The following is a 14,116-nucleotide window of genomic DNA, read 5'->3' on the forward strand; positions in this document are numbered from 1 at the left end:
GCATGCAGTTGAGTGAACTTGTCCTGATTGCGCGCGATGTGCGCGCTTCGTGTGAGTTCTATCGCGATATCGTTGGTTTACAACTTGAGCGCGAGCCCACAGATGACTGGGCGTGGTTTGTTATTGGTAACGCGGATCCTCCCCAGCGTTTGGCGCTGTCCAGAGGGCCATTGCTCTTCGAGGAGCACTCGCGTCTTCCCGAGGGGGAGCGCTTTGGACCAGTCCACTTCGCGTTTCGGGTTGATCGCAGCACACTGGAAACGCGAGTGCAAAGACTCCTTGATTCCAGCGTGAAAGTGTTTGGTCCGCAACGACTCGAATGGATGCGGGCAACGTCGTATTACTTTTACGATCCGGATCAGAATCAGGTCGAGTTTACAGCCGTTGATCCGCCGGAGTAGATACTTATGCCAGTGTCGGCGAACGCTTGCTTGTGATAACAGTTGCTGTCGACTGCCAGTCGTGAGAATCGTTCGCGTGGTCTTGCATTGGTTTGACCGACCACTCGCCGGCGCGGAGCGCCTGGATCGCGTCCACCGCTGCGCGTGCCGCGGTCGCTGTTGTGAGCATGGGAATGCCATAACGCACGGCAGCTGCGCGGATGCGTCCCTCGTCGGTCTTGTACCCGGTACGTGTTGGCGTGTTGATAACCAGCTGGATCTTCTTGTCAGCCATCAGGTCGAGCACATTCGGGCGCACGGCTGTCTGGATTTTTTCGAGCGCCTTGGTGCGCAGGCTGAGCTGCTGCAGGAACCGTCCAGTGCCCTTGGTGGTATACACATCAAAGCCCATCGCAAGCAGCGAGCGAACCGGATCAACAATCAGCTCGCGATCGCTCTCACGCACCGACACAAACACACCGCCGGAGAGTGGCAGGTTCACGCCCGCACCCATCAGCGCCTTGGCGTACGCGATGGGGAGCGATTGGTCGATACCCATGACCTCCCCGGTCGATCGCATCTCGGGGCCGAGCACAACATCCACGCCGGGGAACTTGTTGAACGGGAACACGGGCGCCTTGACCGCGTAGGCGTGCGCGGCGCGAACTTCTTGTACTCCCATCTCGGAGAGCGAGCGGCCCATCATCACCTTGGCAGCGACCGACGCATAGGGTACGTGCTTTGCCTTGCCGACGAACGGGACCGTGCGCGAGGCTCGCGGGTTGACCTCGATGATGTAGATCTCCTCGTCACGCACCGCCATCTGCACGTTCATCAATCCGCACACCTTCAGTTCCTTCGCAAGATCACGCGCGATGGACCTGATGCGATCGGTCACGCGCTTCGGCAGTGAGTACGCGGGGATGGTGCAGGTGGAATCGCCCGAATGCACGCCTGCATGCTCGATGTGCTCCATGACCGCGCACACGATCGCGGTCCCGGGAACATTCGGCTGATCCTCGCGATAGTCTGCAACAACATCGACATCGACTTCTGTTGCGCCGTCGAGGAACTCGTCGATGAGAATCGGCGCGTCCTCGCGCTCGCTTGCGCGCAATGCGTTGGTGATGTAGTGCTGGAGTGCAGCCTGATCGGAGCAGATCTCCATCCCGCGGCCGCCGAGCACATACGACGGGCGCACGAGCACGGGATACCCGATGCGGTTCGCGATCTCGACAGCCTGATCGGGTGATCGCGCGATTCCGGACGCGGGCCGCTGCACGTGGAGCTTCTCGAGCAGCGCCTCGAACCGGTCGCGGTCCTCAGCACGGTCGATCGCATCGACACTGGTGCCGATGATCGGCGCGCCCGCTGCAAGAAGTCCTTTGGCAAGGTTCAACGGCGTTTGCCCGCCGAACTGGACGATCAGACCGTGGACAAGATTCTTGTGAGTCTGCAGCCATGCGCGGAGTTGCTTTACAAATGGAGTAAGTTTTTGGTGATGTGCTTCCAGATATCTGTCGACGTGATCCCATCCGCTTTCTGTGACAGCAAAGAGTTTCTGTTCCGGGAGGTACTGGATCTCTCGCATTGTGCCGTCAGCAAGCACTGCATCAAAAGCCCAGCCGTCTGTGCCTGCGGATGCGCTGATGATCGCAACTGATCCAAGTTTGTGTCTGTTCGCAAGAGCATTGAGTGAAACAAGATAATCCACTGGCAACGAAGGCAACTGCGAGATTGCGTTTGCACCTCTGATTTCGTCGTGACAAAGGATTGCGACAGCACAATCCGACAGGACAACATTCCGAAACTCTGTCACATCCTTGGGTTCTTCGTGAGCCATCTCATCAACTTGGAAGAGTCTTTGATCCGGCGTTTCAACGATCCATCTGAATCCGTTGGGATTGAGATGGATTGATGTGAGAATGCGTGCGTCCGTCACTCCGATGCTGGCAAGTTGCTTCTCGACTGATGCTTTGCCGTCCTCTGAAATCTTGTGCTGGGTGTCGTTGCTGAGCCCGTGTTGCGACAATCTTTTTCCGTTCAACCGCTCCACAATGTTCAGCACGTCCTCCATTGTGAGTGGCTCGAAGAAGAGCAGATCGCTCGTGTCGTAGTCTGTCGAGACGGTCTCCGGGTTCGAGTTGATCATGACGGACTCGAACCCCATCTGCTTGGCAGCGAGCGCCGCGTGCACGCAGCAGTAGTCGAACTCGATTCCCTGTCCGATACGGTTGGGGCCGCCGCCGATGATGATGACCTTCGGTGTGTCGCTCACGCGGATCTCGTCGTCCACACGAGAGCTTCCATCGACCGTCTCGATCGGCGTTTCATATGTGGAGTAGTAGTAGGGTGTTGCAGCGTCGAACTCGGCTGCGCACGTGTCAACGAGTTTGTACACCGGCTCGATGCCCATCGACTGGCGATGCCTGCGCACATCAAGGATGGATTCAGCTGTAATATGCCCGATGTACAGCATCGCCAGCTGCGCGTCGGAATATCCGAGTTGCTTCGCCTTGAACAGAATATCGCGCGGCACATCCTGCAGTGTCTGGTATCTGCACAGCACTTCCTCAAAGTCGACCAGTTGCTTGATCTGATCGATGAAGAATGGATCGAGTCCAGAGACTTTCGCGATTTTGTGGATCGACCAGCCCATCTTCATCGCGTACCGGATGTAGTACAGCCTGCCCTGACACGGGATCGCGATCTTGCGATGGAGTTTGTCGAGATTGATCGGCCACTCGATCGGTTCGCCGTCCACTGTGCGCGCGCCGGTCGGCGATGACTGCGAGCCTGTCCAGCCGGTCGGATTGCCCGGCGGCACTTTGGTGTAAGTGTCGAGTGTGAGCTTGCCGTGCTGGATCGCGCGCATCGCTGCGAGCCACTTGTCGTTGCGATCGAGTCCGAGCCCGAAGCGCTTGACCTCCATCGATCGGATGACCTTCTGGAACGATTCCTTGAACGTGCGCCCGATCGCCATCGCCTCGCCGACGGACTTCATCTGCGTGGTCAATGTCTCGTCCGCTTCGGGGAACTTCTCGAACGTCCAGCGTGGCATCTTCGTCACGACGTAGTCGATGCTCGGTTCGAAGCACGCGCTCGTTGTGCCCGTGATATCGTTACGGAGTTCATCGAGGGTGTACCCAATCGCGAGCTTTGCAGCGATCTTTGCGATGGGGAACCCGGTCGCTTTGGATGCGAGTGCACTGGATCGCGACACGCGCGGATTCATCTCGACGACGACGAACTCGAACGGTGTGTTCCCGTGCTCATCGGGCTGTGGGTTCGGATTCACACCGAACTGCACGTTCGAGCCGCCGGTCTGCACGCCGACCGCCCGCATGATGTCGAGTGCCGCATCGCGCAGCACCTGATACTCCTTGTCTGAGAGAGTCAGCGCTGGCGCAACAGTAACGGAGTCGCCCGTGTGCACACCCATCGCGTCGATATTCTCGACCGAGCACACAACAACCGCGTTGTCGTTTTTGTCTCGCACGACCTCAAGCTCGTACTCCTTCCATCCGACCACGCTCTCAAGAATCTCGACCTGCGTGATCATGGATGCCGCGAGCCCGCGCGAGACGATGTCGCGGAACTCCTCGGCGTTGTACGCGATGCCGCCGCCGAAGCCGCCGAGCGTGAACGCCGGGCGGATCACCGCGGGCAGGCCAACAGTCTCCACGAAATCGAGCGCGTCAAGGAGCGTGTTCACGCTCTTGGACCTCGGCACGCGCAAGCCGAGCGATTCGCAGATCTCCTTGAACGTGTTGCGATCCTCTGCGCGATGGATGATCTCGCGGTCTGCGCCGATCATCTCGACGTTGAACTCGTTGAGTGTGCCGTTGTCGAAAAGCTCGCACGCGCAGTTGAGCGCGGTCTGCCCACCCAGCGTCGGCAGAATCGCGTCGATCGGATGGTCGGTCTCGGATTCGTGCTGGATGATCTTGCGGACAGCCTCGGGCGTGATAGGCTCGATGTAGGTCCGGTCCGACATCTGCGGATCGGTCATGATGGTGGCGGGGTTCGAGTTGACGAGGACGATGCGGTATCCCTCGTCCTTGAGTGCTTTGCAGGCTTGCGTGCCGGAGTAGTCAAACTCGCATCCCTGTCCGATGACGATCGGGCCGGAGCCCAGGAGCAGGATAGTGCGGATATCGGTGCGCTTCGGCATGGAGGATGTGCCTCGTGCCCAGCCGGGAAGGCTGGTCAGATTGTGCGACACCGCCCGCCACACGCGAAAAACCGGGTTTGGCCGAGCGGAACTGCGTTGTTTCTCTGAATGATGACTTTAGGCGGGAGGGTGCCGATCGTCGCTGTTGGAACCTGTTTTCCGAACGGTTCGGGCTGTTTCCCGTACAATCACTAGTAGACAGCGAGGTTCCGGAGCACGCATGGATCAGCCGTCTAAATCCCAGCATGTGATGATGATGGTGGGACTCGGTGCGATCATACTGATTGCTCTGTTTGTGGTCGTTCTGCTTGTGGTGGTTCTTGTGAACCCTGAACTGCTGATGATCAAAATGTCTGATCTCAACACCATCGATTGAGTTGAGAAGCGAACGGATTAGTTGCACAGAGGCGCCATGACTGATTGGGAAACAGACAACGCCCTGACTCGACCCCTGGGTGTCATTGTTGCGGGTGTGCTGCTGGTCTTGTTGATGTATGGCGTATTCGCGTGGGGCTCAGCGCTTTTCGGCGGGAACAAAGTGCCGCCCGTTGCAAAGCAATCAACGAGCCAGAATGCCCCCCCACAACCCACACCAACGAATGTCGTTACAGAAACGCACGACAATCCGCGTATAAATATCCGCTCGCTCCCGCGCATCAAACCAGAAACACTCCGAAACGTTACCTACGCCACTGTCGATGGTCGTGATCTGAAGATCGATATGTATTTACCAGATCGCACGCTCGGCCCGGTGCCGGTCGTGCTGTGGTTCCATGGCGGCGCGTGGGACATGGGCAACAAGATCGACGGCATGTACCCCGCACGATTCCTGGTACCTCGTGGGATCGCCCTCGTGAGCGTGCAGTACAGGTTCAGCCGGAACGCGACATTTCCCGCACAGATTCAGGACGCGCGCGCAGCTGTCCAGTTCGTCCGTCACAATGCGAAGAAGTATCATCTGAACGCAACGCGCATTGGTGCGTGGGGCGCTTCTTCGGGCGGACATCTTGCAGCATTGCTCGCGTACGCGGATGACGATGCATTCCCGGAAACGCCGCACACCATCGCGGGCGACACCGATCGATCGGCCAACACGATCTCGACGCGCATCCAGGCGGTGTGCGACTGGTTCGGCCCGACCGATCTAACGCTCGCAATTGAAGCATCAAAGACCAGACCGAACGACTGGCGCGTGCGCACGCTGGAGCGTCTGTTCGGAAAACCGATCCATGAGTCCATGGAGATCGCAACACTTGCCAGCCCGATCACACATGTTTCGTCAGATGATCCTCCGACGCTCATCATGCATGGGCTGAAGGACTCCATTGTCGATCCCGACCAGAGCAGGGAACTCTTTGCAGCACTGCGGGCTGTGAACGTCAAGGCTTCGCTGGAGATAAAGCAAAATTCGGGACACTCGTTTGTGATGCCGTGGATCTACGTCAGGGTGGTTCGGTTTTTCCAGCGAGAGTTGGGGCCGGTCAAAGCGGTGAAGTGGTAGCGCAGGATCACCATTCCGTCATGTTCTATCTCGTGATCAATGTAGAATGCCTTAGCCAATGCAAGGAGGATCACGCTGATGACAAAGGTTCTGATACGCCAACTTTTCCTTCTGACTCCCATCGTGCTTCTTGGTGGATGCACGACGACACACAAGTCTGGTGGAACAAACGATGCCCCTTCACTCACCCCATTAGCAGCGGGCGTTGCGCTCTCCTCCAAGATAACACATGAGTTTTTTCCACTCTCCTTTGTTCGATACATAGAGCTTGCTAGTGAGACTGAGAGATCTGTCAGGCGTGTTGAGGATCGCACGCACGTCGTTGGTGGTGTCGAGTGCCTTGTGCTTGCAGAGGAGAGCTACGAGGATGGCGAACTCGCCGAGATCTCGTACAACTACTTTGCGCAGGACGGACATGGAAACGTGTACTACTTCGGCGAGGACGTGGACAACTACAAGGACGGCGTTGTTGTTGACCACGGTGGATCGTGGCTGGTTGGTCGAAACGCATCAGAGCCGACGATCTTTCTTCCCAGCAATCCGCAGGTTGGATATACGTTCAAACCCGAGAACTCGCCGCCGGATGCTGAGGAATGGGCGGAAGTTCAGAGTGTGCAGCATCACGTCAATACGCCGTTTGCAACATACGACCATGTGCTGGCAATCCGCGAGAGCAACAACCCCGACGAATGGCAGGAGACAAAGTACTACGCGCGCGGGATTGGACTTATCGCAGAGAATGATGACCTCTTGCTGACGAAGATCGGGCGCGACTGAAGCGGGTGCCAGACGTTTTCGTATTGTGGCACAGGACGCAACAATACACTGGTGACCATGATAATGTGCAGAGAAACTCAGGAGCGTGGGGCGTTCCGCCCCACGAGACAGTTGCGTTATGTTCGTGGTGGCGCGAGCATCCTGCCCGCGAAAATGACTCTTTTTTGGCTGGCTTGAAGCCCGCGCCACCAGACGATGCAATCCCCCCACGTTTTCTTTCTCGTCTCCCTGTATAACTCTGTGTCTTCGTGACTCTGTGGTTCAACCTACTCCCATGTTAGACCGATAAGTATCTATTCTCGCTTGCCTGATCCATCAAAGCGCGAACCCATGCCCCATCCCGCTCGTTTCATTGCTTTGCATCGCTCCAGATGCCGGGAAAATGTGTGTATCGGGCGGGTGCAGCAGGTGCTACCCAATCATGCACACCTCGATCAAAACCAGCCGAAAAAGGATGTCAGCCTTGTTCGCTGATCGTTCCGGATCGAGCCTCGGAGAAACCAGTTCATGTGTGGAATCATTGCCTACGTCGGATCACGCCAGGTCCAGCCGCTGCTCGTCGAAGGACTCAAGCGGATGGAGTATCGCGGATATGACTCCGCGGGTGTTGCGATCCTTGATGAGTCGGGCGAGCAGGGCGTGTTGCGGGTCGCTCGCGCGGTTGGGCGTGTGTCTGCTCTCGAAGAACGACTGAAGAAGATCGGCGGGTTCACCGGCACGCAGGGGCTTGCCCACACGCGCTGGGCAACGCACGGCGCAGTCACAGAAACAAACGCCCATCCCCATCGCGACGATACTAACGGCATCGTCATCGCGCACAACGGCATCATCGAGAACTACCAGGCACTGCGCACCTATCTGCAGGAGAAGGGGCACACGTTCTCAACAGAAACAGACACCGAAGTGCTCGCGATGCTCATCGGCGAGTTGTACGAGGGCGACCTCGAAGCAGCGGTGCAGGCAGCACTGCGCGAGATCACCGGCGCGTACGCGATTGCGGTCATGTGTGAGAAAGAGCCGGGCGTGCTCGTTGGCGCTCGCAAGGGCAGCCCATTGCTCGTCGGTGTCGGGCATGGTGAGTATGTCATTGCGTCAGATCCCGCAGCTGTCGTCTCGCATACAACGCAGGCGTTCGCCATGGACGATTACAACGTCGTCCGCATTGATCGCAACGGATTCCGCACATCCACTATCCACAACATTCCCGTCACGGCGAAGGTCTCGCAGCTTGAGATTGAGCTCGAGGAGATCGAACTCGGGTCATACTCCCACTTCATGCAGAAGGAGATCTTCGAGCAGCCACGCACACTGCGTAATTGCTTGCGCGGACGCATCGATCTTGACGCTGGCACAATCAAGCTCGGCGGGCTCGCAGACCACGCGTCGCAACTCGTCAAGCAGCGTCGCGTCACGCTGATCGGTCAGGGTACAGCGCTCAACGCAGCAAAGATCGGCGAATATCTCTTCGAGGACCTTTCCAAGATCCCCGCAACTGCGCAGTTCGCGTCTGAGTTTCGGTACCGCAATCCGATCGTCGAGGACAACACGCTGATCATCGCGGTCAGCCAGTCCGGCGAGACTGCCGATACTCTCGCAGCGCTCGATGAGGCGAGCGCCCGCGGCGCGATGGCGCTTGGTGTTGTGAATGTTGTCGGGTCCACTATCGCGCGCGAGACAGACGCTGGCGTGTACCTGCGCGTCGGGCCGGAGATCGGCGTCGCATCAACCAAAGCCTTCGTCGGGCAGGTCGCTGTGCTGACGATGGTTTCATTGTGGCTTGCTCGCAGGCGATACATGTCACAGTCAGAGTGTGCGAGTATTTTGCGTGAACTCGCGGAAATGCCGGGGCATATCGAGCATGTGTTGCTGCAGGACGATGCGATTAAGGGCATCACAGAAAAGTACATCCATCGCGAGAACTGGCTGTTCCTCGGACGTGGGTACAACTACCCCACCGCGATGGAGGGCGCATTGAAACTCAAGGAAATCTCGTACATTCATGCTGAGGGCATGCCCGCAGCTGAGATGAAGCACGGCCCCATCGCGCTGATCGACGAGGGAATGCCAGCAGTGTTCATCGCGACGCAAGGCTCGCAATACGAGAAGGTGATGTCGAATATTGAGGAGGTTCGTTCGCGAGGCGGGCACGTCATCGCGGTCGCGACTGAGGGCGATACAGCGATCAAGAACGTCGCAGAGGATGTTGTGTACATCCCTGCGGTGCCTGAGTGCCTGAGTCCGATGCTCGCGGTGGTGCCGTTGCAGCTCATCGCGTACCACGCAGCGGTGATGCGCGGACATGATGTTGATAAGCCGAGGAATCTTGCGAAGAGCGTGACGGTGGAGTGAGTGTTTGCACTTGCTTTGTCTACGCAAAGCAGGTTCAAAAATATCCGGATCAACGAAAGTTCAGGAGCGTCAGGTATTCCGCCTTGAGGCGCACACCAGAAATCAGGAGCATGGGGCGTCCCGCCCCATGTGGTGTAGAGTTAGAGCGTTGTGGTGGCGCGGGCATCTTGCCCGCGAATAGGACTTATCTTCAGGCGGGCTGGAAGCCTGCCCCACCAGCGAGACGCCCCGAGCTCCTGTGATGGTTTGAACTGTGTCCATCGCACTGGTACTCGCCTTGCGAGATACCAGTAGCACCAATCATGTGCCAAAGAAAAAACCGGGCTCATCACCCGGTCTGATTCATTTTCTGCTTTTTCGTTTTTCAGCTTTTCCGATTTGAATTAGGGATCCAGGATTCGAACCTGGACTAACGGAATCAGAATCCGTCGTGCTACCGTTACACCAATCCCCAGACTGTCCGCCACGGACACTGCCCGTGCTGGAGCACCGTATTTCGGCTGCTCCGTGACTTCAAGTGGATTTTACACCCAAAGGTCTGAGTTGGCTACATTCTGGCGGCGCTATGCGATGATGAGGAGTCAGCCTCGTCCTCCTGTGTCCCCTGCTCGTACAGCCATGTAGCTTTGGCAAAGGTTTCGTGCCACTCGATTCCAGGCTCGCTTCTATACACAACGCCCGATCCAACCGGGTAGATTGCCCTTGCATTCTCAAATGAAAAGGGAGATTCGCGCACCGTTTCCTGTTCTAGCGTGAGTGTGCGGATGGACAGGTTCAGTTCTGCGCTCCCGTCATCGTGGATGATGCCTGCGCAGCCGCAGTACGGTCCGCGCTCTCGCTGTTCGATTTCCTCAATGATCTGCATCGCGCGAATCTTCGGCGCGCCGGTGACAGAGCCGCCGGGGAATGTTGCTGCGATCGTATCAAAGATGTCGTGCTGCGTGTTGAGTGTGCCCTGCACGGTCGTGGTTGCCTGCCACACGCCGGAGTTGTGCTGTTCTATTTCCCGTGGTTGTGGTACGCGCACGCTGCCCACCTCGCAGACGCGCGAGAGATCGTTGCGCATGAGATCGACGATCATCGCAAGCTCGGCTTTATCCTTGTCACTCCGCAGAAGATCATCTCGTGCAGCGTCGGTTGTGCCCGATCGCGTGCCCTTCATTGGACGCGTTGTGATGGTGCGCGATGTCGCGTCGTATTTCAGGAACAGTTCCGGGCTGAATGACAGGAGTGCACGCTGGTGCGTGTCGATTTTGCAGCGCGAGCCCTCTGCGTATACGCCGTACCACGGTTGTGAACGCTGCGCAAGATGCGCAAAGAGATGGCGAGAGTTTCCCGTGAATGTGCCCTGGATTTCCGTGGTGAGATTCGCCTGGTAGATGTCGCCCGCTCGGATGTAGTTTCGGATCCGTTGCACGTTAAGCAGAAACTCGCGCCGCATTGCGTCGTGTGCTGGTGCAAGTTGCAGGAGCTGGTTTTCTTTGTCATATCGAGACAGGATGTCCGCGTCGTCAATGAGCCGCACACGGTGGAACTCAATCAGTGGCCAGTTCCCTTTGCGATTTCTGCGACGATGGATTGGTACAACCGATGCCTTTGGTTCCAGCAACTCGCCAAACTCGTACGAGATCCAGCCGATCCATGCCCATGTGTCGGTAGATTGGCTGTCAGATCGTGTGGGAACAGCGTTTGCGAGATCACGAAACATGTCAAGTGCCGATGATGCGTTGTTTTGCTCCAGAGTTGTATCGATTGATTCGCCGGTGCGGGCATCAATCCATCGAGCAGTCAGTTGATCCTGTATGCCTTGGTCAATGCGGAACGTCCACTCGACAATACCGAGTTGTGTGCGCATCGTGTCATCATTCGCGCTGCACACGAGCGCAAATGGCTGTTGTGTTGTTGTGTTTGCAAGCTGGTTGAGCACTGACGAGGGTAGGAGACGTACGAACTACGCAGCCGTTTCCTCGTGCTGCCACGCGGGTTCGTCTTCAAGTACGAGTTGGTCCACCATCGGCGCGTCTTTCACAGGCTTCCCATTCGCATCGGTGAGAGCCTTCCCATCAAGCGTCGTGATGATCGGGATGGGGTGCTTTGCCTTGTGGCGGTCGAGTTGTTTCTCAAGATCCTCGCGAACACTGTCCTCAAGCCCTGCCCACTTGCCCCTGCCTCGGCACTTCGGGAATCGTGAGCACCCGAGCCACGGACCACGTGCGCCATCGCGAAGATTCAACGGTGATTCGCACGTCGGGCACGGCAGATCGGTTTCCAGTGGCGGTACGGACGGCGCGGTGACATGCCCCTTCTTGTCAATATTCAGAATCATCCCAATATCGTTCGATTCGCCGTCCGCGAGCACGGTTGTGAGGAACGGGCCGAACCGTCCTGTCCTGCGCACCATCGGCCTGCCCGTCTTCGGACAACGCACGTTCACAAACTCAGCAGTCCGCGGCTTGCCGTTGCGATCGATCGGGGAGGCGTAGTTGCACTCGGGATATGTTGAGCACGACAGGAACCTGCCGTTGCGGCCGAACCGGTACACGGTTGGCGCGCCGCACTTCTCGCACGTGTACGGCGCGGGTGTTGTTTCGGCTTTAGCGTGCGTGAGGTTTTCTTCTGCCGATGCTAGCGCGTCCTTGAATGGGCTGTAGAACCTGTCGAGCATGTCGATCCAGTCGAGATGGTCTTCCTCGATCTTGTCGAGTTCTGCTTCCATCTCGCGGGTGTAGCCGACATCCATGATGCGCGGGAACGCTTCGATGAGTTTGTCGGTGACAACCTCGCCGAGGTCCGTCGCGTGGAATCGGCGTTCGAGCTGCTCGACGTACTTGCGATCCTGGATGACGGAGATGATCGACGCGTAGGTTGATGGGCGACCGATGCCCTCGGATTCGAGCATCTTGATGAGCGAAGCTTCGGAGTAACGAGGTGGCGCAGAAGTGAACTTCTGCGTGGGATCGATCGCGAACGGATGGAGCGGATCTTTTTCCTTCAGTTCGGGCAGTGTCTGTTCGTCGGATGCTGTTGGCACGCCCGTGACGCGATAGAACCCGTCGAACACGAGCGTTCTGCCGGATGCTTTGAATGTCAACTGGCGTTTCGGGTCCGTACCACCAGTGATGAACACGCTGGTGGAGTTCCAGACAGCGGGCTTCATCTGGCACGCAACGAACCGCTCCCAGATGATCGTGTAGAGCTTGAGCTGGTCGGCGGTGAGTGCACGTGCGATCTTTTCCGGCGGATAGTCGAGCGAGGTGGGACGGATCGCCTCGTGCGCTTCCTGCGCCGCTTTGTTTGATGATGAGTAGAAGTTGGGCTTATCTGGCAGGTACGCGTCGCCGAACGAGCGTTTGATGTACGAGCGAGCCATGTCGATCGCTTCATTCGCGATGTGCGTCGAGTCGGTACGCATGTAGGTGATGAGACCGACCGGGCCCTCGCCGGGGATCTCGACACCCTCGTAGAGCGACTGCGCAGCTCGCATGGTGCGCTGCGCGCCAAACCCGAGACGCGTTGAAGCTGCCTGCTGCATCGATGACGTGATGAACGGTGCGCTTGGGCGCGATGATGTCTGCTTCGTCTGGATGGATGTGACCGAGTACGGTGTTGATGGGTCGACATCGCCCGAAACAGAGCGCAGAAACCGTGCCGGTCCTCTGCCGTCCTGGTCTTCTGTGACGGATGATTTGACATTGGTCAGCCCAGCACTCTCGACGATGCTCTTGATCGTCGATGTGAGGTCCGGCGCTGCTTGCCCATCCTTGATGTTCTTTGCCAGTGTACGAACGTCGAACTTCTCGCCTGCAACCTCGACGAGTTCTGCTTTGACGGTATTGTGCTTCGCCAGCCACTCATTCTGTGCCTTCACAGTCGGGGAAGAATCCTTTGTTGATTTCGGTCTTAGGTACTCCTGCCATTGCGGGATGAGCTTTGCAGCGTCTGATTCACTGAGAGCGAAGTTTGCGTTGATCTGCCAGTACTCATCAGGGATGAACGCGCGAATCTCGCGTTCGCGTTCGACAACGAGGCGCACCGCGACGGACTGCACGCGGCCGGCACTGAGCCCGCGCGCAATCTTCTTCCATAAGAGCGGCGAGACCTGATATCCCACGATGCGATCGACGATGCGCCGCGCCTGCTGCGCGTTGACTCGATCGATATCGATCGCGTGTGGGTTCGAGAACGCTTTTTCGATCTCGGCTTTGGTGATTGCGGGGAAGATCACGCGCTTGGCAATCGTCGGATCGATCTTCAGTTCCTGCGCAAGATGCCACGCGATCGCCTCTCCCTCGCGATCCAAGTCGGTTGCGAACCAGACGTCGTCGGCTTCCTTTGACGCGGCTTTGAGTTCGTTGACGACCTTCTCCTTGCCCTCGAGAACCTGATAGGTCGGCGTGAACTTCTTCTCGAGATCGACACCGGGCACGGGCGACTTCTTCTTGCCCTTGGGAGGCTTGGGGGCTTTGCTGGGAAGATCGCGGACGTGGCCCACGCTCGCCAGCACGATGTAGTCCTTGCCGAGGTACTTGTTGATGGTCTTTGCCTTGGCGGGCGATTCGACGATGACGAGGTGCTTGCCCTTGGCGCTGCCCTTGGTGAACCCGGTGCCCGAGCTTCGTCTGGTGGTAGATCGGGCAGCCACCTTCTTTGTCGTGGTCTGCTTCTTTGCGGGAGCCTTGGTGCTCGCAGTCCTTGCCATGGAACGTGTCCTGACGTCAAAAACCCGCGGGATGCGGGGATGGATGTGGGTTGGATCGGGAGCATCGCACAGATGCTGACAGCCCCAAAGGGTTCCTGTCGGCCAATGGGGCAGAAACGAACCAGTAGAGATAGGTATGCCGACCCAAGTCCAAAAGTCTTGCCGTCAGAGAGAAATATCTCGGGCAAATTATTATTTTCGTCCTATAACGTACTAGTAGATTAGGATATTTCCTT

General features: G+C 57.6%; 8 protein-coding genes and 1 tRNA gene. 5 read left to right on the forward strand and 4 right to left on the reverse strand.

Annotation, left to right across the window (positions count from 1 at the left end):
* Positions 1 to 2 precede the first annotated feature (2 nt).
* Entirely contained in the window at positions 3 to 401 is a 399-nt protein-coding gene (locus H6815_06430; protein ID MCB9860076.1) for a VOC family protein, read from the forward strand.
* Between the two features lie 4 nt (positions 402 to 405).
* Here the strand turns inward: H6815_06430 and carB are convergent, their stop codons facing one another.
* Positions 406 to 4,554, reverse strand: coding sequence for a carbamoyl-phosphate synthase large subunit (carB, locus tag H6815_06435; protein MCB9860077.1), 4,149 nt, complete (start codon positions 4,552 to 4,554; stop codon positions 406 to 408).
* A gap of 220 nt (positions 4,555 to 4,774) precedes the next feature.
* On the opposite strand from carB, the gene H6815_06440 reads away from it, so the two are divergent.
* From H6815_06440 to glmS, 4 genes are all read left to right on the forward strand, one after another.
* A complete protein-coding gene (locus H6815_06440) occupies positions 4,775 to 4,930 on the forward strand; it encodes a hypothetical protein (GenBank protein MCB9860078.1) in 156 nt (51 codons plus the stop codon).
* 36 nt (positions 4,931 to 4,966) lie between these two features.
* Positions 4,967 to 6,055 carry an alpha/beta hydrolase gene (locus H6815_06445; protein ID MCB9860079.1) on the forward strand — a complete coding sequence of 363 codons (1,089 nt, stop codon included), beginning with the start codon at positions 4,967 to 4,969 and terminating at the stop codon, positions 6,053 to 6,055.
* A gap of 78 nt (positions 6,056 to 6,133) precedes the next feature.
* Positions 6,134 to 6,832, forward strand: a complete 699-nt coding sequence (locus H6815_06450; GenBank protein MCB9860080.1) for a hypothetical protein — start codon at positions 6,134 to 6,136, stop codon at positions 6,830 to 6,832.
* A gap of 507 nt (positions 6,833 to 7,339) precedes the next feature.
* Entirely contained in the window at positions 7,340 to 9,181 is a 1,842-nt protein-coding gene (gene glmS, locus H6815_06455) for a glutamine--fructose-6-phosphate transaminase (isomerizing) (protein ID MCB9860081.1), read from the forward strand.
* A 383-nt stretch (positions 9,182 to 9,564) separates the two neighbouring features.
* On the opposite strand, the gene H6815_06460 is transcribed toward glmS, so the two are convergent.
* The 3 genes from H6815_06460 to topA all read right to left on the reverse strand — a co-directional run bounded on the left by H6815_06460 (position 9,565) and on the right by topA (position 13,880).
* Positions 9,565 to 9,635, reverse strand: a tRNA-Gln gene (locus H6815_06460).
* Between the two features lie 93 nt (positions 9,636 to 9,728).
* Positions 9,729 to 11,108 (reverse strand): anthranilate synthase component I family protein, encoded by a 1,380-nt coding sequence (locus H6815_06465; GenBank protein MCB9860082.1) that lies wholly within the window; start codon positions 11,106 to 11,108, stop codon positions 9,729 to 9,731.
* 24 nt (positions 11,109 to 11,132) lie between these two features.
* The gene (gene topA, locus H6815_06470) at positions 11,133 to 13,880 is read right to left on the reverse strand and encodes a type I DNA topoisomerase (protein ID MCB9860083.1); all 2,748 of its coding nucleotides are present in this window, start codon (positions 13,878 to 13,880) and stop codon (positions 11,133 to 11,135) included.
* Positions 13,881 to 14,116: the final 236 nt, after the last annotated feature.

It is taken from the genome of Phycisphaeraceae bacterium, from assembly GCA_020639155.1.
In the GTDB taxonomy this organism is placed as follows: domain Bacteria; phylum Planctomycetota; class Phycisphaerae; order Phycisphaerales; family UBA1924; genus JACKHF01.

Bases quoted from the DNA above. Each gene is read 5' to 3' on its own strand.
- carB (MCB9860077.1), bottom strand. From the start codon at position 4,554: ATGCCGAAGCGCACCGATATCCGCACTATCCTGCTCCTGGGCTCCGGC.
- topA (MCB9860083.1), bottom strand. From the start codon at position 13,880: ATGGCAAGGACTGCGAGCACCAAGGCTCCCGCAAAGAAGCAGACCACG.
- H6815_06440 (MCB9860078.1), top strand. From the start codon at position 4,775: ATGGATCAGCCGTCTAAATCCCAGCATGTGATGATGATGGTGGGACTC.
- H6815_06430 (MCB9860076.1), top strand. From the start codon at position 3: ATGCAGTTGAGTGAACTTGTCCTGATTGCGCGCGATGTGCGCGCTTCG.
- H6815_06445 (MCB9860079.1), top strand. From the start codon at position 4,967: ATGACTGATTGGGAAACAGACAACGCCCTGACTCGACCCCTGGGTGTC.
- glmS (MCB9860081.1), top strand. From the start codon at position 7,340: ATGTGTGGAATCATTGCCTACGTCGGATCACGCCAGGTCCAGCCGCTG.
- H6815_06450 (MCB9860080.1), top strand. From the start codon at position 6,134: ATGACAAAGGTTCTGATACGCCAACTTTTCCTTCTGACTCCCATCGTG.